The organism is Flavobacterium sp., assembly GCF_043722275.1.
In the GTDB taxonomy this organism is placed as follows: domain Bacteria; phylum Bacteroidota; class Bacteroidia; order Flavobacteriales; family Flavobacteriaceae; genus Flavobacterium.
Genome location: NZ_JAYSPC010000152.1, coordinates 19,599 through 39,017, shown reverse-complemented (window position 1 = coordinate 39,017; position 19,419 = coordinate 19,599). Strand labels below are relative to the sequence as shown.

General features: G+C 32.0%; 16 protein-coding genes. 1 reads left to right on the top strand and 15 read right to left on the bottom strand.

Translation table 11 applies throughout. The features are described from left to right. Positions 1-21: 21 nt before the first annotated feature. The 15 genes from ACHZDT_RS18415 to ACHZDT_RS18345 form a co-directional block, all read right to left on the bottom strand. Positions 22-1,563 carry a serine hydrolase gene (locus ACHZDT_RS18415; protein ID WP_394776144.1) on the bottom strand — a complete coding sequence of 514 codons (1,542 nt, stop codon included), beginning with the start codon at positions 1,561-1,563 and terminating at the stop codon, positions 22-24. Between the two features lie 239 nt (positions 1,564-1,802). Then, entirely contained in the window at positions 1,803-2,363 is a 561-nt protein-coding gene (locus ACHZDT_RS18410) for a YdcF family protein (protein WP_394776143.1), read from the bottom strand. A gap of 337 nt (positions 2,364-2,700) precedes the next feature. Next, positions 2,701-3,411, bottom strand: coding sequence for a M949_RS01915 family surface polysaccharide biosynthesis protein (locus ACHZDT_RS18405; protein WP_394776142.1), 711 nt, complete (start codon positions 3,409-3,411; stop codon positions 2,701-2,703). 374 nt (positions 3,412-3,785) lie between these two features. Continuing rightward, positions 3,786-4,697 carry a DUF6892 domain-containing protein gene (locus tag ACHZDT_RS18400; protein WP_394776141.1) on the bottom strand — a complete coding sequence of 304 codons (912 nt, stop codon included), beginning with the start codon at positions 4,695-4,697 and terminating at the stop codon, positions 3,786-3,788. Between the two features lie 169 nt (positions 4,698-4,866). Next, positions 4,867-5,697, bottom strand: coding sequence for a hypothetical protein (locus ACHZDT_RS18395; protein WP_394776140.1), 831 nt, complete (start codon positions 5,695-5,697; stop codon positions 4,867-4,869). A 51-nt stretch (positions 5,698-5,748) separates the two neighbouring features. After that, on the bottom strand, positions 5,749-10,836 hold the full coding sequence (locus ACHZDT_RS18390; protein WP_394776139.1) for a DUF4132 domain-containing protein: 5,088 nt from the start codon (positions 10,834-10,836) through the stop codon (positions 5,749-5,751). A 60-nt stretch (positions 10,837-10,896) separates the two neighbouring features. After that, complete coding sequence (locus ACHZDT_RS18385) at positions 10,897-11,331, bottom strand: hypothetical protein (RefSeq protein WP_394776138.1); 435 nt, start codon at positions 11,329-11,331, stop codon at positions 10,897-10,899. Positions 11,332-11,442: 111 nt separating this feature from the next. Continuing rightward, on the bottom strand, positions 11,443-12,672 hold the full coding sequence (locus ACHZDT_RS18380; protein WP_394776137.1) for a hypothetical protein: 1,230 nt from the start codon (positions 12,670-12,672) through the stop codon (positions 11,443-11,445). A 39-nt stretch (positions 12,673-12,711) separates the two neighbouring features. After that, positions 12,712-13,353: a DUF4272 domain-containing protein gene (locus tag ACHZDT_RS18375; protein WP_394776136.1), complete on the bottom strand. Its 642-nt coding sequence runs from the start codon at positions 13,351-13,353 to the stop codon at positions 12,712-12,714. Positions 13,354-13,598: 245 nt separating this feature from the next. After that, positions 13,599-14,402 carry a DUF2314 domain-containing protein gene (locus tag ACHZDT_RS18370; protein WP_394776135.1) on the bottom strand — a complete coding sequence of 268 codons (804 nt, stop codon included), beginning with the start codon at positions 14,400-14,402 and terminating at the stop codon, positions 13,599-13,601. Positions 14,403-14,417: 15 nt separating this feature from the next. Then, complete coding sequence (locus ACHZDT_RS18365; RefSeq protein WP_394776133.1) at positions 14,418-14,750, bottom strand: DUF4870 domain-containing protein; 333 nt, start codon at positions 14,748-14,750, stop codon at positions 14,418-14,420. A gap of 305 nt (positions 14,751-15,055) precedes the next feature. Then, the gene (locus tag ACHZDT_RS18360) at positions 15,056-15,640 is read right to left on the bottom strand and encodes a hypothetical protein (protein ID WP_394776132.1); all 585 of its coding nucleotides are present in this window, start codon (positions 15,638-15,640) and stop codon (positions 15,056-15,058) included. Beyond that, complete coding sequence (locus ACHZDT_RS18355) at positions 15,619-15,867, bottom strand: hypothetical protein (RefSeq protein ID WP_394776130.1); 249 nt, start codon at positions 15,865-15,867, stop codon at positions 15,619-15,621. The genes ACHZDT_RS18360 and ACHZDT_RS18355 overlap by 22 nt, the downstream gene beginning before the upstream one ends. A gap of 315 nt (positions 15,868-16,182) precedes the next feature. Further along, on the bottom strand, positions 16,183-17,163 hold the full coding sequence (locus ACHZDT_RS18350) for a BtrH N-terminal domain-containing protein (RefSeq protein ID WP_394776129.1): 981 nt from the start codon (positions 17,161-17,163) through the stop codon (positions 16,183-16,185). A gap of 11 nt (positions 17,164-17,174) precedes the next feature. Further along, positions 17,175-18,413 carry an MFS transporter gene (locus tag ACHZDT_RS18345; RefSeq protein ID WP_394776128.1) on the bottom strand — a complete coding sequence of 413 codons (1,239 nt, stop codon included), beginning with the start codon at positions 18,411-18,413 and terminating at the stop codon, positions 17,175-17,177. 112 nt (positions 18,414-18,525) lie between these two features. Here ACHZDT_RS18345 and ACHZDT_RS18340 point away from each other — a divergent pair, with 112 nt between their 5' ends. Further along, the gene (locus ACHZDT_RS18340) at positions 18,526-19,398 is read left to right on the top strand and encodes a LysR substrate-binding domain-containing protein (RefSeq protein WP_394776127.1); all 873 of its coding nucleotides are present in this window, start codon (positions 18,526-18,528) and stop codon (positions 19,396-19,398) included. The last annotated feature ends 21 nt before the right edge of the window (positions 19,399-19,419 follow it).

Sequence of the window (19,419 nt, the reverse complement as noted above, 5' to 3'; positions counted from 1 at the left end):
CGGCGGTTATCTGCTGGTTTTTTAGGGATTAGATTTTTTTATCTGTTCTGTTTTTTTAATCATTTCTTTGGCATTATCATTCTTAGGATTTAGTTCTAATGCTTTTTGATAATTTTGTTTAGATAAATTATATTCTTTATTATTAAAATAAGCTTCTCCTAAACTATCATATGCATTTCCAGAATTAGGAAATTCTGTTACAAGAAGCTTAAAGATTTTAATAGCAGAAACAATACTTCCACTTTTTAAAAATTTATAACCCAGAGAATTAAGTTCTGATTCATCTGAAAAATTATAAAGTTGGATACTTTTTTCTTTAAGTTGATAATAGTATACAATACCATCACTGATATTTTCTAGGCATTTTTTCTCAATAGCTCTTCCAATTGACTTTTTCCCAAATGGTTTTAAATCATCTACCAAACTTTGTCGTGCTTCATATAGGTATGAAGATGTATTACGACCACTTTGATTCACGATAATAGAAATTCCCATATTATATTCGGGATACACAGCAAACAAATTTTGAGTACCAAAGGCACCACCATGTTTCCAACAATTTAGTCCATTAGAATCTGAAGTTATTCCGTCCCAAAAATAGCCATTCCAAACTCCATCATTTTTTAATAAATTCCTTTGCGATTCTTGAACTATTGTATTTTTTTGGTCTAATTCAAAACTTAAAAACGTAGTTAGGTCACTCATCGAAGACTTCAAATAGCCAGCAGAACCCCAAAGACTATTGGGCATATTTGGCATTAGAATATTCTTTTCATTATAGCCATTGGCAATAGTTTCATTTATGTCTAAATGTAGTTTTGTGTTTTTTAAGTTTAGTGGGGAAAAGATATTTTCTTTCAAAAGTGTTTCATAACTTTTTTGATAAACATTTTCTAAAATATGAGCTGCTAACTCCACACTGGCGTTACTGTATTTATAAATAGTACCTGGCAATGTGTCTAATTTTATAGATTTTAAGTCATTAAAAAATTGTTCTTTGCTATAAGATTCTTCCATTTCTTTTAGCAGGAATGGCATATTATCACTTTCGCTTTTCAGGAATTCGTCTCTATTGGGCAAATCTTTATCAAAACCAGATTTAAACGAAACCAAATCTTTAATACGTATAGGCGTTCCATGGTATTCTAAGTTCGGATAAGAACCTGTCATATAGTTTCTAATATCATCATCTAAATTTATTTTTCCATCCAAAACGGCTTTTGCTATTAACGTTCCAGTAAAAATTTTTGTAATTGAGGCAATTTCAAACAAGGTAGTATTGTCGGCTTTATTTCTCTTCCCTTTATCTATTTCACCATAATGTTTGGTGTAGGTTTTACCATCTTTTACAATTCCAATTGAAACTGAATATGCTTTTGAATCTTTTAATAAAGTATTTGCATTTTCATCCATCGATGCAAAAATCTCTTTTTCAACACTCTCATTTTCTTTTGTAAGTGTCTTTTTTGAACTTTCTTTTTGCTGGCTTAAACAAGTAAAGCCAATGCTTAATGCAAAAAATAAAATTAATTTGTTCACAGGGTTAGTGGCGTTTTCATTCATTGTTGTTTGTCTTATTTCTGATTTGGCAGGTTTTGTTAAACTTTAGGTTCCTTATTTATATGTGTGCGAACCACCCAACGCTGCCCAAATTTGGGTAATTTTTTAGATGAAGTAATTAATCAGCAAAAATCTGATGCAATACCGATATTTATCGCAGACGACTAATATAAATAACATTAATTTAAAGTAATAAATATTTCAAAATTTGATTAAATAGACTTGAAATTGGGAAAACAATTTCATTGTGTATAATAACCCGTAAACTCCCTTAATATCGAATAAAGATCTCTAAATTCAAAATATTTTGGACTTATACTAGTAGCATTGGGAAAGCCTCGTTTTTTAAATAACATTTTTGTGCGCGTGACATGGAAATATTGTGATACCACAATTACGCTTACAAAGTGGAGGCTATCTTTTAATTTGAGAGTATTATCGACAGTTGCACGTGTATTATTTCCAAAATTATCAACGATTATTACAGAGTCAGGAACTTTATTTGAAACTAAGTACTCCTTCATCTTGTCTCCTTCATAATACCCTTCTCTGCCTAATCCGCCACTTACTATAATTTTTTTTATGCGGTTCTCTCGGTATAACATTAAGCCACATTCCAAACGTTTTTCCAGACGTTCCGAGAGCGTTCCGTCGTCGTTTACTTTGTTGCCAAGAATAACTGCAACATCTGCTTTTTTTAACGTATCAGTCAATCCATCAATGACTATATACAGAACATGTCCAAAAAACCACATTATAAGCAGGGTCATAAGAGATTTTAATAAAGCCTTTAAATTATACATATTTTAAGTTTAAGATTCTCTAAATCCCAATATCTTATTACATCTTCATTTACAATAAAATGCAATTGTGAGCTGTATGGCAGTATATTATAAATATTTATGTCAAAAATTAGTGCTAATGGATTTAACTTGTATCATTTTTTTGTAATAGAAATCAAAAGTTAAGAATATATTCATGTCAATTGTGCAATTTAAAAGATTTTACCCATAGTCTACAAACAATGTGATTGGTATTCCAAAAAAAACATCATTAGATAATGCAATTCTTTCAAATTAAAATTTTTCCCTATGGTCTTATTCTGTAATATTTTTTGTTTTCTTCATTCCAAAATTATCGTTAGTTATCATCTCCCCATTTTTGCATTATATTTTTGTTCCATAAATTCAGAGCAAATTCTTTAAAAATTTTTGGCGCCTTTTCAAAATTTGCGTCAAATTTAAATTCGCCACCTATAAATTTTTCTTTTCCTTCCGAAGTTTCTAACATTACTTTATTTTCACCTCTCATAGCATATTTTTCTTTGCCTTCGTACATGATAACTTTCATTTGCAACGGACTTACATCTCCATGACAAGTAGTTTTGTACATTAACCATATCTCTGCAATTCCATTTTTATTCAAATCCGTAACATTAAAAGTGTTTTTAACAAAATAGGCTGCAATTTCAACAGGGCAATCCGAAATATAGTCATAAACTTTCCATGTTTGTTTAGCCTCATCACCTGAAATTATATAATGATACGCGAACAATTCTGCATCAGAACTATCTTCATTTTCATGCTTAAATTTTGGATTGATATAATGACCAGTCTCGGTTGTGATTACAATATTATCACCCGCATTATCTTGCCAACGAACAGCATTTTTAATATTGCCTTCATATTTTAACGCGGCAGGTAAATTTGTAGTATCAATTTTATTTACTTTAAAAGAAAGATCTTTTGTTGTACTTAAAACTTTAGTTCCATCATCTGAAGTTTTACTTTTTTCTTGTTTACAGGCAGATAAAAGAACAGCAGATAAGAGAAAAACGGCAATATTTTTCATATTAGTTTACGGTATATTTTAGTCTGCAAACATACTTATTTCTTTGTAATTTAGAATTGCTGACTTTTTGTTTGATTATAAAACATTTATATACCACAAGGAAATATATTCTTTCAAATCAGTACTTTACATAAATAAAAGCGATACTCACAAGTACCTTCGTAAAAAGTGTAGATACAAAATAGATATTCGAATCACAGTTGTAGATATTAAATATATGCATGCTCAGACTCTGGAATACGACACAGCACTTTTTTTTTTGAATGACTCTCTGGTATCATCGATTTATTTATTATTTACTTTTCTGATAATCTCTATCTTTAAAAGGATTTAAATCCTGTACAAACATTTCCTCCAAGAATTATAACTATTTTCTATCGTATGTAAATATTTTCTACTCCTATTCCCTTACTTTTCAGGTATTCCCTTTCTTTAAACTGAGTGTCACTAAATAAAGACAACGTTTTTAGATTGGAAAACTGTTCTACATCTGTAATTGTATTTATATTGAAAACATCATCTTCTCCGTCCCAAAAACACAGCATATTCAGGTATATATCATCACCGCCATCCTGATAAATTTCGGTTATTTCGCTGGCAAATTTTTTATCGATTTCCAGTTTTTCAAAATAAGCTGTTACTTCTGGTATTAAAGCATATCCTTCTTCGTCAACATCAATTTCTCTGTCTTTATAACGCTCTACAAATTCATATAGATCAAATTTAGGCCGCAGCAATTCTTTTTCATACATCAGAATCTGGATAATAGCAAGTTTAAAATTGAAATCAGCAAACTCCATTTTTTCTCCTGCTACAGGTTTATAGTCATATCTATCCGGATCTTGTAAGATTGGAGGCTCTTTAAAGTCAGTAATACTTATAGTAGAGTATTGACTATCCTTTTCGTTGAACTCCATATATAAAGAATTGTTCCCTATTTGTTTTTCAACAAAATCTGATTTTTTATTTTTTTTAAATTTAATTTCCTGATAAGATTCCCCATTTATTTTAAGGACCTGATTGAATAATTTCCGAGGACTAAATTTTAGATCTTTTTGATTTGATAAATAAATTTCAAGTGTTTCAATTTGTTTCTTCTTTTTTGAATACCCCAAAACTCCTATTTCATGCCAGGTATAAATATCATTATACTTCATTTTAAAAAAATCAGGCTCTCCAAAAATTAAACTTAATTTGTTTAAATCTATCGGAAATGTAAATAGTTCTGAATTAATTTTCAATCCTTTATCTGTAATATCTATTTCTAAAATATCAGGCTTTTTCAATTTAGTAAAGTATTAAAATATTAGTATCGTTTTTAAAATTAGAGAATTGAGATTTTGATTTTTTACTTTTTTTTCGGGTTAGTTTGTTAACGGATTTTCCCAGAAATTTTTCGTTACTGAAAGAAATTCTGACACTACTATATAGATACAGTAAATAATCGTCTTAGTTTTATATTTTATTTTTATTAACTAATTCGTCAAGCAAAGCAACAAAACTGTGACCGCTAAAAACGGAGGTAAATGCTTTTTTGAAAACTATTTTGTTAGCCCTATTTGTAAGTTGTATCTGATTGGTCCAATCACTCACTGAAAAACTAAGAAGATCTGCAAAATAAATCGTTTCTGATTCAACGACCAGTTTGTCTTTGTACAACTGCATGGTTTTGGTTTTTATATTTAAATACGACTTGGTATTTAAGGCTGCAAATTGTTTCATCACCAAATTTGAAAAATCGACATATGTAAAATTTACGGCATGTCCTTCTTCCAGTTTTTTTAATACCAAGGGTGTATACAATTCAGCGTGTCTGGAACGTAGAAACTTAATAACGATATAAATAGCTGAATATCTAGCTGAAATTGGATACCAATCCTCAGTGTTATTGGTACGAAACGCAATATTATTGATGCCCAATATGTTTTTGCCGGAAGTAAACAAATAAACATCCTGAATATCTTTAATAAATAAAGTTTTTTTAGTGTCTTTGTTCTTTATAATAATGGCATTTTCATATATATAAAAAATTGGTCCTCGTGATATGTAAATTGCTAAAACCAATAAAAGTATAGCAAGTGTCATCAGAAAAGCGATCGAATAATATAAAACACTAATGTCTTCTGAAAAGTTAATACTACCGTCGTTTATTGAGCGAATAAGTATAAAATAAATAAAAATACTTAATCCGGTTAGAAAAACGAATAGTGGATAAGCAATGTATAGCATTGCCTTTGATATGGCGGTTTTTCTAATGAATGTACCTAGTTCTGAATTTGATTTCATGATGTAATTTTTAATGATAATTGGGGATTTTTTTTAGATGTTTTTTTTAATCTAAAGCTTACCAGGTTCTACAAATCTTTTATCAATCTGACTTAAGATCGTTGGATCTTGTATTTCGTCATCTTTTGCAAATAATAACACTTTAGACATTACTTCGGCTGATTTTGGGTCATCATCTGCAAACGGGAGAAACAAACGTCCCCGATGTTGCGAATGAACAGGCAGGATCGATAAATATTTACCCGGTATCTGGTGCACAACAGCACTTCCCAGATGAATACTATATTCTGCCATTTTTCCTTTTACGATGGCATGATTTTCAGTGATTTCAACATTTTTAATTTTAAACAATCGCAATGTTTCCCTTAATAATACGGCTCTCATTTCGATAGATGAATGGCTTGCTTCCGGATCTACTCCGCCAACGTGTGCAACACTTACAAATAAATCTATATCACGCATTACTTCTGAAAAATCTATTGGATCTACAGCCTCAAAAGCAATATTTTTATAGTCTTTTAACGAATGAAATACGATGGTTTCTAAAGTTGGACTTTCTACATCTGCCGGAGAAAACCAATCGGCCATTGCGTAAATTTTAACCTGATAGCCTTTTTTATGAAAAACTTTCTGTAATCCTTCTTCATAATCTACTTTCCATCCACGTGTTTTCAATAAAGCCAGCGTTTGTTTGGGCTGAACCTGATGTCCGGCGTACCTTCTGGATACTGATTTTTCTTTTAATTCATCCGGAGTCGGAATATATAATTCTCTGAATACTTGCTTAAACGGCTGTTTCAATTTGTTATCAAAACAATAGGTTTGGTAATCTGTCCATACTTTATTTTGATGCAAATCATAACAATGCGCAATTCTAAAAGTCTGCTTTTCGTTTAATGCAATTACTTCTCCTAAAGCTGTTACGAGATTTCCGTCAATATAAAAACCAACTTGATCCTCATTTGATATAAAAACTAATTTTTCCAGATGTTTTGAAATAATGGGATGTTCAAAAAGGTTTTGCATTTCCGGAAACAAAAATTCATCGCCACGAATCATACTTTCTTCAAGTCCTTTTCTCGAGCGTGTCCATTGCTCGCGCATTGTTTTTCTATAATCCGTTAATTCCAGAATGGTTTTATCTTTTTTGAATTTTGGCGGAATTGATTTTAATTCTTTATCGCCTTTCACCGTTTTTAAGTCCGCTTTACCTTCTTTATCGATAACCAGACTTATAGTTATGTCTTCAAGAGTTACATTAGTTTCTTTCGACAGGATATTTTGTACTTGTTTGGTTTCCATTGCCCAGGTCAAACGAACCGGATCAGGATAACCTGCATTTCGGGCTAAGTTTTCCAGCGCTACTCTAATCGCTAGTGCTTCACTGGCTTGTTTCATGGAGCCAAATTCTTTGCTTTCTTTTTTAAATTGCTGCACGTATTCGTAACGTGACAGAATATCTTTTTCAGGACTTGTTTTACTCAAAGGCACTAATCCGTAAACGCGCAAATAATCCTGATCTCTTTTGTCTTTTACTTTGGAGGTAACTTCCCTTATTTTTAAATCTCCTGTAAGAGTGTCGCCATACAATCGTGCACGTCTGTGTCCGTTACCATCTGCTACGTATTTTGCAGCTTCATATAAAAGTTCCCATCTTGCTTTTCCTAATTGTTTATAGGCTGATGAAAACCAATTTTTATCGACTGCTCCATCTTTAAAATCCTGAAGATCAATTGCTGAAAATTTTGCCACTTCGCTTTCCAGTTCTGAATTTACATCGCTGTAAGCTGCTGTTTTTGTGTGTGCATGCAGCCACCAGATACCTTCATCTAAACCTTTCCAGTCCAGATATTTACTTGTATGTTTTTGCCATTGCGGCGCATATATAGCGGCCTGAATAAGCCTTTCTTCGGATATTTTTGATTGTTTAATTAATTCGTTAAAACGTTCCTGCGTATCTGTGGCTAACGGATAACATCTTTTGAGCAAAAAGCTAAATAACTTTTGTTTGGTTAGCTCTGTATAACTCCACGAATAAATATAGCCTTTGTATAAACTGGCTTTACCAAGTGTTGTCAATATTTCTACAAAACGATTGATGCCGTATATTTTTCTAAATCCCTGAACAAGATGCGTAACGGATGTATTTGAATCACCACGTTTTAACTCAATATCCAAAAATGTTTCTCTGATTTTATCAATTATCGGAACCAAAAACGGAAATTGGACTATTAAATCTTCACCTCCCACATGTCTGTAATGTTTTGCACTGTCTGTTAAAACAGTAATTCTTTCACTATCCAGGATTCCTTCATAAAGTTCACCCTCGGTAATTATTTTTAAGGCATACGCTTTACAATATAAAAACAGAGGTGGTTTCTGGTACGGGATATTTCTTTTTAAGCCGTTTAATTGTTTCCATCTGTAAAGATTCCAGACCTTTTTGGTTTGTTCATCTGTTAAAATTTCTAAATTAATTTTGCTTAGATAAATATCAAAAAACATTTGATTTTGCCAACCGTTGCTTTGATTTGTATTATAATAGTCGTTCTTTCCTGGTTTATGCTCATATTCTAAAACAGCTTGCGGCATATCAGCATACAAAGTACTGCAGGCATCAATTAAAAAATCCTGTTTTTCTTTAAAAACATATTTCAACTGCAAGGCATTGAGAATGTTTATAATCACATTATTCCAATCATACCCATTTTTGTTTTGATGTGGCAATAATTCTTTATAATAAAAAACATGCTTTTCCAGAAAATCCCTGAATATTTTTCTGTCGCAATTGCTTGAAAGAGTCATCAAAAACAAATCTCTTTCGGCCAATCCTGAATCTTCAAACCATTGTGACCAAACATTATATAAGGGATAATTATGAGCTCTTTCTTCCTCGCTTACTTTTTCCTGATCAGAAAAATTTTTTATTTGATTGAAATTGTTTCCAAGAATAACGGTTTGTTTACTATTATCATGTATATCAATTTCATATTCGTAATGTCTATTTTCTTCAAATAATTTATAAAGCTTTGCAACCTCTGCTTCTATATGAGACATTGGCTTTGAGAAACCGTATTGCCCTATTTTTAAAGCTCTGGCATACAAGGAATCTTTCTCTATTTTTGGCAATTCGTAAGCTGAGATTTCATTAAGGTTATAAAAACTGTATCCGTTTTCTTCGCTTAGAATGTTTTTCTTTTTTTCCGGTTCTAATTGTTCAAGAAATTTAGTTTCTTTTTCAGAGATTTTTGGTCGTGCTAAATACTCTTTGACCCAATCATTGACTTTATCGGTTAATTTGTTGCTTTTTTGCAATTGTAACATTAAGTCTAACGCAGACATTCGCTGCTCGATATCGCCAGTTTCTAAACTTTTGTCTATAAAACTTACAATTTGAGCCTCATTTTGCTGTACTATTATGCCAATTAAATTTTTCTTTAAATTTGAATTTTTGCGTTTGAATAATTCATAAAACAAAACCAATTCTGCCTCTTTTAAACTGACATTACTCAAAACAGAAATACCGGAAGCTACAAGCGCTTCTCCCCTGTCTTTTAAAATTCGTAAAGCAAAATTTCTCTGAAGATCTGTTGGATTTTTTTTCTCTTTTTGGCTATTATCATTTAAGTTATAATACGAATAAGAATAATATTCGCCTACAATTTCTCGTGTAAGTTTATCTCTTAAATTAATCGAAAAACCTTCAAAATGCTGCAATATTAGTTGTAATCGATCCTCATTTTCGCCTACTAAATTTATGGCGGCAGCATAAAGTGTGTCTTTTTCAAACTTAGCATTTAGCCATGAAAATACCTTTCCTTCAAAAAACTTTTCCTTTACGGTTATGGTTTGTGCCAGATCGTATACTTTCTCAAAGAAATTGGGATAATCCTCACTATCCATGAAGAATTTTGATTTTGTATTGGCTTCCAGCAGTGCATTCATTCGCGGAACTGCAAATGCCAAAACCTGTAAATTATCCTCTTCAATTGCCTTAAAATAGAGTGGCATTTCGATATAAGGATCCTGGGTTTCTCCGGCAAATTTCAGGGCGAGACATTTTTTTTCTATAGATCCTTTTTCGACTAATTCCTGCAGATACGGAACTGTTTTTTCTACATCAAAAACACCCTGCACCCAAAGTGCCATATAAACTTCATTGTTGTTTTTGCTCTGAATTCCGGCTGCAATCGACTCCGGATTGGCGAAATAACCTGCTGCCAGATGAATGATATTTCGAACTGTAGTTTCTTTTTCAGATTCCCAGCCTAAACCTGTCCAGGTATCAATGGCTCTTACAACAGATGAAAAACGGGTTAATTTATGTTCAACAATAACGTTGATCATGTATTGCAAACCGCCAATTGAGGTTTCGTCAAGGGTTTCTAAAACCGTTTGGCGTAAGCCTTCCTGACGTTGTGCGGCAAGTAATAGTTTTTCTACAAGTTCCCAACTTTCTTTTCTCTCACTGTTTAAAAGCGCTTTGATGATCTGGTGAGATACTTTTCCTCTTGGCTCTTTATTAAAAATTATATCTTCAAATAATTGAAAAAGATTTTCTTTGCCCAAATCAATCGCGGCCGACCAAATCATAAACTGATTAGTCGAATTAGAAATTTCGCTATCAAAACGAATCTCATCTTCGATACTTAGTTTATAATAAGTGTTTCCATTTTGATAACTATAAAGCGTTGTACCATTGAGTAAAGAGCGCAAAAAGTTAATTTGATTAACCAGTAAATATTTTTTATTGTTTGGCGCTCTGAACGAACGTCTTGAATAGCTGTTTTGATATATTTTTTGTGGTAATCTTTTCCAGGCTTCTTTTACATATACCACATTTTCAGTTCCAAAAAAATAGACTAATAAATCGTAGTAATTTTTATCTTCCCAAATATCATCTGTAATCCATTTTTTAAATTCAGTACATTCCTTAGAACCCAGCGATACATAAGCGCTCGAATAATTATCTTTAAGTTTTACCAAATGCAAAGCGAACTCTGCCACCTCTTTTTTAAGCCTGTTTTTTGACACTAATTGAGATGCGGAATAGTCCGTAATCATTTCTTCTAATTCCTTTTTAAGTCTTTTAACAGGACTTTCAATTGCCTTACTTTTAAGAATATCTTCTATTGTCATGCTGCTCTGTTTTTTATTCTAGAATGATTTTTATGATAATTTGTTTATTGTTTCTTTTTACTACCAATAACTTCCCGCCAAAAAAGTAAGCCGGATAAAGGTGATACTTTTGTTTTCTTGTAAATTCATTTCTTCCGCTAATGTCTCTAATTGATCGTCACCGCAAAAAACAGCATAAATACCATCCTCAAAAGCTTGAATTGCTGTTTCTTGTGCAGCTCTTAAATCAACTTTGTTGTGATTGTACAGCGCTCCAAAACCTACTTTTCCGGTATCTGTTAAAATTGGTAAGTAGTTTTCTTTTGGCAGCTGTATTTTATCCTCGCCTTCCCATTCAAATGAAGAAGATTCAAACAGTTGTAACTGATGCTCAACCACTAACTCAATGAGAGTTTGTGTCGTAACAATAGGGTTTGTGAGGGCTAATTCAATACTTTTTTCGTGAAGAACAGGATGTTTTTTTCCCAATTGTTTTACAGATATGCTAACATTCATGGATACTAAATTATGATTTAGTAAATAAAAATAATACTTGACTATTTTACAATTTTTAAAGACTCTTATTCTGTGTTCTTCATTAAATTGGTAGATAATAGATAGTCCGGACTACTTGATACTAATATTTTTGATTTTTAATTTTAACTGATTCAAAGTATAAATGATTCTTTTGGTTCTTCCTGTAGGTGTAAGAACTGCATCATTTTCTTTATAGAATGGAAACTCCATCACTAACATATTTTTATCAAAAAAATATCTGTTATTCCCCATGAATCCTTCTAGTGATCCTGCTTTAGAACGTTCCATTTCATCTAATTTTTCTTTTTCACATTTTACCAGTTTATCATCCTTATCCGAAACATATACATATAAATCACCTCCACCTTCAGATCCGACGGATCGTGTAAACAAGTACATTTCATCAAAACCGTTGTTGTCTAAGTCTTTTAGCTGTATTTTTTCAATTGGATCAATATCTTCTAATGTAATTAATTTGTTTTCTTTAAATCCTTTTGTGGTTATGTTTATGTTGGATACCATTGGCCCAAAAGGATGCGATTCGGTAACAACAATTGTTTTTTTTGTTTTAGTTTTAAATTCTTTAGTATTATCGTTCTCATCAGCTTTTTGTTCTTCTTCGAGCGCAAAGTTACCTCTCTCATCTTTTATATAAACGGCACCATTTGCATTAATTTTAATGATCTCTAATTTTGGCTGATTCAAAGTATAATATATTTTTTTTATAACTCCGGTAGTGCTTGATTTCAAATCATTATCCTCAAAAAGAGGAAATTCCATTACGACCATATTTTCATCAAAAGAATAAGTGTTATTTCCTATGAATCCTTCTAGAAATCCTCCTTTACAATATTGATCTTTATCTAATTCTTCCTTTTCGCATTTTACCAGTCTTTCATCTTTGTCTGATGCATATACATACAAATCACCTCCGGCTCCAGATCCACCGGATCGCGTAAAGAAATATATTTCCTCAAAACCATTGTTGTCAAGATCTTTTAGCTGTATTTTTTCAATTGGGTCAATATCTTCTAATTCAATCGATTTGTTTTCTTTGAATCCTTTTGTGGTTATGGTTATGGTCGATATCATGACGCCTATAGGATGCGTTTCGGTAACCATAATTGTTTTCCCTGTTTTGGTTCTTAACTCCTTAGAACCGGCATTTTCATTAGGGCTTTTTGTTTCGTCAATAACGGCAGTTTTGCCCTTTTTATTTTTTTCATTACTATCATTATCTGCAAAGTAAAATTTATAAATTCCTGCGCTTAAAAGTATTCCTATAAGCACTGCAACGATTAAAATTGTTTTCTTTTTCATTTAATAGATTTATTTTTTTACGTATCGTTTTTCTACTATTTAGGTACTCATTTCTACATTATCCCAATCATTTTCCTGGTTATAAATCCATTCTAATGATTTTCGTCTTTCATATACCAATCCTTCATTTAGTTTGGCTTCCCGCCCATTCAATCTTTCATCAACACAATACCAGTGAAGTCGGTAATAATAATCTAGTACGGTACAAATCTCAATTTCAGACTTTGAAGTCTTTAAATTATTTATTTTGCTGTTATCATCTCCGTTCTCTAAATTGGGTAAAAGCGAGGCCATATTATCTCCAATATATTCCTCCGCTTCAAGTCCCGGAATCATATTTGTCACCCACATAAAAGCCCACAAGGATTCCAGGTACCATCTGAGGGAATTTATTTCAAATTGGGTCAAATCTTCATTTTGCTTACCTAATATTTCTTTTTCTGAATCTGAGAGATATTGGCTTAAATCATGATCTTCAATCCAATTTTTAATGATAAAAACAGGGGCTTCGAATGCAATGTTAATTAAAGCATTCATAACTGACATTCGTCCTTTAATCTCTTCGAGCGTTCTTAGATTTGGAGTATCTAAAATGGGTAACCAATTATTAACAACATAGCCTTTTTGATTAATAATTTTGTCGTTATCGTCTTTGATTTTTCTGCCTTGTTCTTCAGTCATAGTTTAAATTTAGCATTGAATTTATTTTCAAAAAAGATTTGAAAATACAAAATTTTGGAATTTATATACTTTAATGTACCGCGCAAACTTTTAAATAATCTTAGTGTTTTGAGTATAAAACTAATGAAAATTTGATGTTCATAATCACAAACTAAAAAACTACAAGATGAATATTTTATTATAGTCGATTGGTACATTAAAATACATAATCATTCTTTTAATGGAACTCTTATTTTGGTTTCAAATCAATTTTCCAGTACTTGAATAAGATGTTCCCATTTTAATTGTTTTGCCAGATCTAATGCGGTTTTGCCCTGATTGGTTTTCATGTTTACATCTACACCGGATTCTAATAGAATTGCCACAGTAGTCAAATTTCCGGCAATAGTTTCCCGATGTAATAAAGAGAATCCTTCCTGATCCTGATACGTAATTTCATCCGGATGCTGGTTTAAAAAATCCCTGAACTTCTCTCTCATGTTTTTACTCATTGGATGTTCAATGAGGTTTGCGGGATTTTGTTTTTGTCCATTAACTAATAGCACTTCATTGAAATCGCCAAAGTCTAAGCCCCAGGCTTTGTCATGATCTTTTCTCTCCTGGCTGGTCATTTCTGAACGTATTGCCTGAATGGTAAATCCTCCAAAAGTTTTGGGCTGAGCAACAGAAAATAGTTTAGAAACACCTTTTGGTTCACTGCCCTGAATGGCAAATAACCAATCACTAATTTGGGTTAGAGGAACTATAACCTCATCTCCGTTTTTAATGTTTGTTAACTCATTTGGGGTGTTTATCAAAACACCCCTGATTTGTTCACCATCAAATGAGATACAATCGATCCACATATGTTCGAAAGCAGCGTTTTCACTTCCGTTTATATTTTGAGAGAATGCCACTTTTACGTATGCAACCTTTAATGCAGGAATAATTCTTTTAGATTCCCACGATAACTCTCTCCAGAAATATTTAAATGTTTCCTGTGCCTTTTTAAACGCATCATTCATTTTTTGACTATCTCCTTTGGGGAATACTATTTCCTGATTTGACATGGTTTAATTTGATCTTTAGTTGATGAAATTAAATTTGTCAGTAAATAATTTACCAACTACAGGAACCGGAATTTCTTGTTCGTTGTTTGCATTAATGATTCCCATAATCCATAATACCAAAACACCAAGATTTACAAAACTCAAAATACTTGCCAAAGTGGGTACTATAACTGCGATAATAGTTAAGGCAACTGAAATTGCGATTCCCAGAATAGCAATTCCTAATCCTTGTTTTAAATGAAATCTGGTTAATGAATCTTTTACTGTTAATTTGTTGTAGTTGATGTATGCGATAATCCAACCAATAATAGTGATGTACGAAATAATTGAAAGTGCTTTTTTGCTCATGATTTAGGGTCTTAAAATTTAATCCAAAACTAACTATGGAATCTGTAAAAAATGATTTTATGGTATATACTAAACATCTACAACCCTATTTTGGGTATCTATTTTATATCTACAAGATCTCCTGTTTTGAATAAAAAACGTTTAAAGCATTGACTTTATTGATGTGATCTATGAATTTAAATCAGTTTTGCGGTAATGACTATTGGCGTCAGTAGTAAATACTGCCATCTAGAAAATTAAGAAAAATCTATTCGATTTCAATGCAATCTCCAAAATCAAATGACTCTGGAGGTTGCATTTTGTAATTATTTAAGGGTTAAAGTCAAATTTGGAACAATAATATTACCATTACCTCCAGTATAACGTTGAGCATATAATTCAACATAATCATTAGTAGATAATTCTACACTAGCATTTAGTGGAAGTACCACTATATCATTAGCAACCGTACCTCTACCATAGATTTTATATTGACTTAAAACTGTATTGTTTTTATAAATATAAATTATATAAGTTCCGGCGGCGGGAACTTGAAATGATATAGAACCCGTAACTTGAAAAATTCTTTTCTTTTTGCCTAAATATTTTAATCTTTTAGGTGTACCATCTGTCGACAATCTAAAAAGATTTGATGATGTTGAAATAGTAGCAACATCGCCAACTTTTACTATATTACTGGGGTTTAAATTGTTGGTAAAAGCCACTCCTATACCAGAACCTACAGCATAATCAACAGAAAAATCGCCAGAAGCATTTGAGTCACTCTCTGTAGGTAGTCCGGCAGATCTGACCGACCAGCTATTATTAAAGTTATATCCAGAATAACTGCCAGTGGTATATGGTTTTACATATCCCGTAGTATTAGTACCTAAGAAAACAACAGATTCCATAACTGCATCACCAAAGCAAATTTCAAGTGATAAAACTTTATTTCGATCTTGTCGCTATTAGCTTTTATGGTTACGATATCTGCAATTTCACCTGAGTAATCATCATCGTATATTATATCGTAATAACCTTGCTTTAATTGATTAATAACTTTATATTGAATAGAATCGGTTTTCTTTGGATTAACACCCTGCGCTTCATTACTTAATTCACACCATCCCAATTCCATGATATAAGTTCATCTTTTAAGTAGATCCCTATTTGCTGTTTGAGCTCATAATATTCATTACCAGTAAGATCTGACCCATCAGCAAACCAACAGTAGGAATAAATTTTTCGAAAAATTCTGCACCGCTTAGCTTAGAACGCCCAAATTGAACTTCTACTATTTCCGGAGATTGTTGATAATTCAAAATTCATTTTGTATTGGTTTTTTTTTGCAAAATGACGCCCAATGTCCCGCCGGCTTTAAGCAATCTCTACCAAATATTTATTAACTCTAATTCTTATTACGCCAGTACTAGACTTACATAAAAGAAATTGACTATAGTGTCATTAATGTTTCCATTGCTTTTTTCTCTTTTTCTGATATTTTTTTTAAAATATCAGATGCTTGCAGAATATATTGAATATCTTTTGTCCGACTCACAGTTTCAAATAAGTGAGATACTATAGTCCAAAGTTCTGCAATTTCGATAAACATTTTGTGTCCTGTTTCTAGTTTCTCAAGTTTGAGTATCTCGTAACTTTCTTTCAAAAAGTCCCGGTACAAATTCCTGAATAGTGCTCCGCCAGTACCAGCTTTTTCCATAAGCATTGCAGTTGTCTTAAAATCAGTTTCAATGTTTTTACTTGTTTTGAACCATTTGATTATTTCAGAGCTTGTTTTTAGAATCCCTTTATAGCCAATGTTCTTTATTGGCGGATTTAAATATTCGGTTGCGTTATTTTTAATTGCAGTAACTATTGCGGTTTTTAGCTCAAAATTTTCATATGTCTTATCCAAAATATAATACAAATTTTTGGAAGACATTGTCCCTTTTTCGGCTCTTGCTAATGCTAAACTTTCCAAAGAGGTTTTAACTTGTCCTCCTTGTTGTTTTGTATCTACTAAAAAAGCATTTTCATGGTCATAGCCATAAAGTGCGACATAATGTCCTGCAAAATGAAAAGATTTTGAAAAATATTGAAGATAAAAACAATCTAATTTTAAACCAACTACTTGTCCATTGTCAACTAGTTTTTTAACGTTGTCCCAAGCCTTTTGAACGGATGACGTTTCTTTTATAGTCAATTTAAGATTTAAGTTTCTTGCAATATTTTCAGTTAAAATATCCGGTTTCACTCGACCACCAATGAATGGAAAATTCATAGATTTCATATTCCAAAAAATAAATCCAATTCCTTCTCCTAAACCAAAAAGCATTGGTTCAGAAAGTTCAATATCAAGCTGTCTCAACAATGTTCCTGTTGCAGTCGTTTCACAATGTTCCCCGTCAAAAGGTTTTAAACGCTCTATTTTCATGTACTATAATTTTAAGTTCTTAATTCAGCCATTTCTGATGGTTTATTTTTGGCAATAATGTTTTTCTTGTAATATAAAAATATTACAATTGACAAAATACCTATTACTCCCTCAATGGCCACAGCCTTCTTCGGGCCTAATATCTCTGCAAGAAATCCTATTAATAGACTTCCAATGGGCAGAACCCCTTGATAAGCCATTATATAATAACTAATCACTCTTCCTCTCATATGAGGTGCAGCATTTGCCTGGATGTAAGTGTTAATTGCTGCCAACTGGGCCATCATGCCGATTCCGCTTATTGTCATAAAAAATAATGCAATAAGTAAAACATTTGAAAGCGATAACAAAAAGACACTTCCTCCAAAAAGAAAACTTGAAACCACAATCGTCGTGATTAAATATTTGTTAGACTTTAGATTAGCCAAATATACAGCACTTAATATAGAACCAAAACCCATAGCACTTTCAAAAAGACTAAACGTTTTTGCTGTACCATGAAAGAGATCTTTTGCGAAAATTGGCATTAGAGTAGTAAAAGGAAGCACCACTAAGCTACTAACAGCCAGAAGAAGAATAAGACTCATTAAATCTTTCTCAGTAGAAATGTACTGAAAACCCTCTTTTAATTCAACCCACAAACTATTTTGTGGCTTTATATTAACTGTAATTTTCATTCGCATCATATAAAGACATATCAAGACTGGTATATAGCTAACAAAATTACTTATAAAACAAAAGTTTTCATCTAAAGTACTCAATACAATTCCGGCTAAAGCTGGTCCAACTACCCTAGCTAAATTCATCATAATCGAATTTAAGGCAATCGCATTAGGCAAGTCTTCAACTTTATCTACCATTTCGATCATCAGTGTTTGACGGCAGATAACATCAAAAGAATTAATAATTCCCTGCACAAGACTCAATATTATAATTCCCGTTATACTGTAGAATTTGAAATAAAGCATAGCTGCCAAAGCTCCTGCCTGAACCATTGAAATAATCTGACTGTTTATCATAACCTTAAATCGGTTATGTCTATCAATATAACTCCCGGCATAAGGTGATAAAACCAAAGAAGGGATCAAACTTACAAAAGTGACTACACCCAATAATAAAGCAGAACCCGTTAATCGATAAACCAACCAGCTAACTGCCGTTTTCTGCATCCAGGTTCCTATAAGAGAGATGGATTGTCCGTAAAAAAACAATTTAAAATTTCTGTATTTTAAAGATCTGAAAATATTCATAATAATTGTAGTAAAAATGTTTCAATGATTTTAGAACTGCAAACTTCAGCATTATTACTATATTCGCAAAACGTTATTTTTCTATAACATCAATCGATAAAACCGATTTACAATGGAACTCAGACAACTAAAATATTTTCTCAAAGCAAAAGAATTACTCAACTTTACTGAGGCAGCAAACAGTCTACATATTAGCCAAAGTACACTATCAAAACAAATTAAGCAACTCGAAAACGAATTAAAAATTCCACTTTTTAACCGCATAGGTAAACGAATTACAATCACAGAAGCAGGTGAATTATTCTCAGTATATGCCTTACAGAGTATCAATAAGGCCAAAGACGGATTTCAACTGCTTAAAGACTTAAACGATCTTGAAACTGGAAAAATTATACTTGGAGTAACTTATGCCTTGCGGTATGTGCTGACAAAATCTCTAGTTGAATTTACTTCTAGATTTCCAAAGATTAAATTTGAGATTGTATTTGGAACTTCAAAAGAACTGCTAGAAAAACTGAGTCACTTTGAATTGGATTTCATTCTTACTTTTGAAGAAATTCCTTCGAAGAATCATTTTAAGTACCAGAAATTATTTAGCTCTCCAATGACTTTGGTTACCTCTTCTAAATCTGCCTTACGAGGAAAAACCAGTATAACTCTAAATGAGATTAGTAAACTTCCGTTAATACTCCCCTCAAGAGGTTACAGTACCACACAATTTATTAATGATAGCTTTGTAAAGAATAAACTAAACGTAAGTGTAGCCATAGAAATAAATGACATTCCAACATTACTGGAGCTTGTAAAAACTGGAAATTGGCATACTATTCTCGCCCAAACAACAGTAGCCAGCGAAAAAGACCTATTTACTATTCCAATTACAGGAAAAAACATGACAAGAACCGCCATAATTATTTCCCTGAATGAAGTCTACGAAAAAAAAGCCGTCAGTATTTTTTTTAATATTCTTAAATCACTGACCTAATAATTATTTAAAAGCTTTTAG

Coding starts and splice junctions, on each gene's coding strand:
- ACHZDT_RS18415 (WP_394776144.1), bottom strand. CDS start 1,563: ATGAATGAAAACGCCACTAACCCTGTGAACAAATTAATTTTATTTTTT.
- ACHZDT_RS18410 (WP_394776143.1), bottom strand. CDS start 2,363: ATGTATAATTTAAAGGCTTTATTAAAATCTCTTATGACCCTGCTTATA.
- ACHZDT_RS18405 (WP_394776142.1), bottom strand. CDS start 3,411: ATGAAAAATATTGCCGTTTTTCTCTTATCTGCTGTTCTTTTATCTGCC.
- ACHZDT_RS18395 (WP_394776140.1), bottom strand. CDS start 5,697: ATGAAATCAAATTCAGAACTAGGTACATTCATTAGAAAAACCGCCATA.
- ACHZDT_RS18390 (WP_394776139.1), bottom strand. CDS start 10,836: ATGACAATAGAAGATATTCTTAAAAGTAAGGCAATTGAAAGTCCTGTT.
- ACHZDT_RS18385 (WP_394776138.1), bottom strand. CDS start 11,331: ATGAATGTTAGCATATCTGTAAAACAATTGGGAAAAAAACATCCTGTT.
- ACHZDT_RS18380 (WP_394776137.1), bottom strand. CDS start 12,672: ATGAAAAAGAAAACAATTTTAATCGTTGCAGTGCTTATAGGAATACTT.
- ACHZDT_RS18375 (WP_394776136.1), bottom strand. CDS start 13,353: ATGACTGAAGAACAAGGCAGAAAAATCAAAGACGATAACGACAAAATT.
- ACHZDT_RS18370 (WP_394776135.1), bottom strand. CDS start 14,402: ATGTCAAATCAGGAAATAGTATTCCCCAAAGGAGATAGTCAAAAAATG.
- ACHZDT_RS18365 (WP_394776133.1), bottom strand. CDS start 14,750: ATGAGCAAAAAAGCACTTTCAATTATTTCGTACATCACTATTATTGGT.
- ACHZDT_RS18360 (WP_394776132.1), bottom strand. CDS start 15,640: ATGGAATCTGTTGTTTTCTTAGGTACTAATACTACGGGATATGTAAAA.
- ACHZDT_RS18355 (WP_394776130.1), bottom strand. CDS start 15,867: ATGGAATTGGGATGGTGTGAATTAAGTAATGAAGCGCAGGGTGTTAAT.
- ACHZDT_RS18350 (WP_394776129.1), bottom strand. CDS start 17,163: ATGAAAATAGAGCGTTTAAAACCTTTTGACGGGGAACATTGTGAAACG.
- ACHZDT_RS18345 (WP_394776128.1), bottom strand. CDS start 18,413: ATGAATATTTTCAGATCTTTAAAATACAGAAATTTTAAATTGTTTTTT.
- ACHZDT_RS18340 (WP_394776127.1), top strand. CDS start 18,526: ATGGAACTCAGACAACTAAAATATTTTCTCAAAGCAAAAGAATTACTC.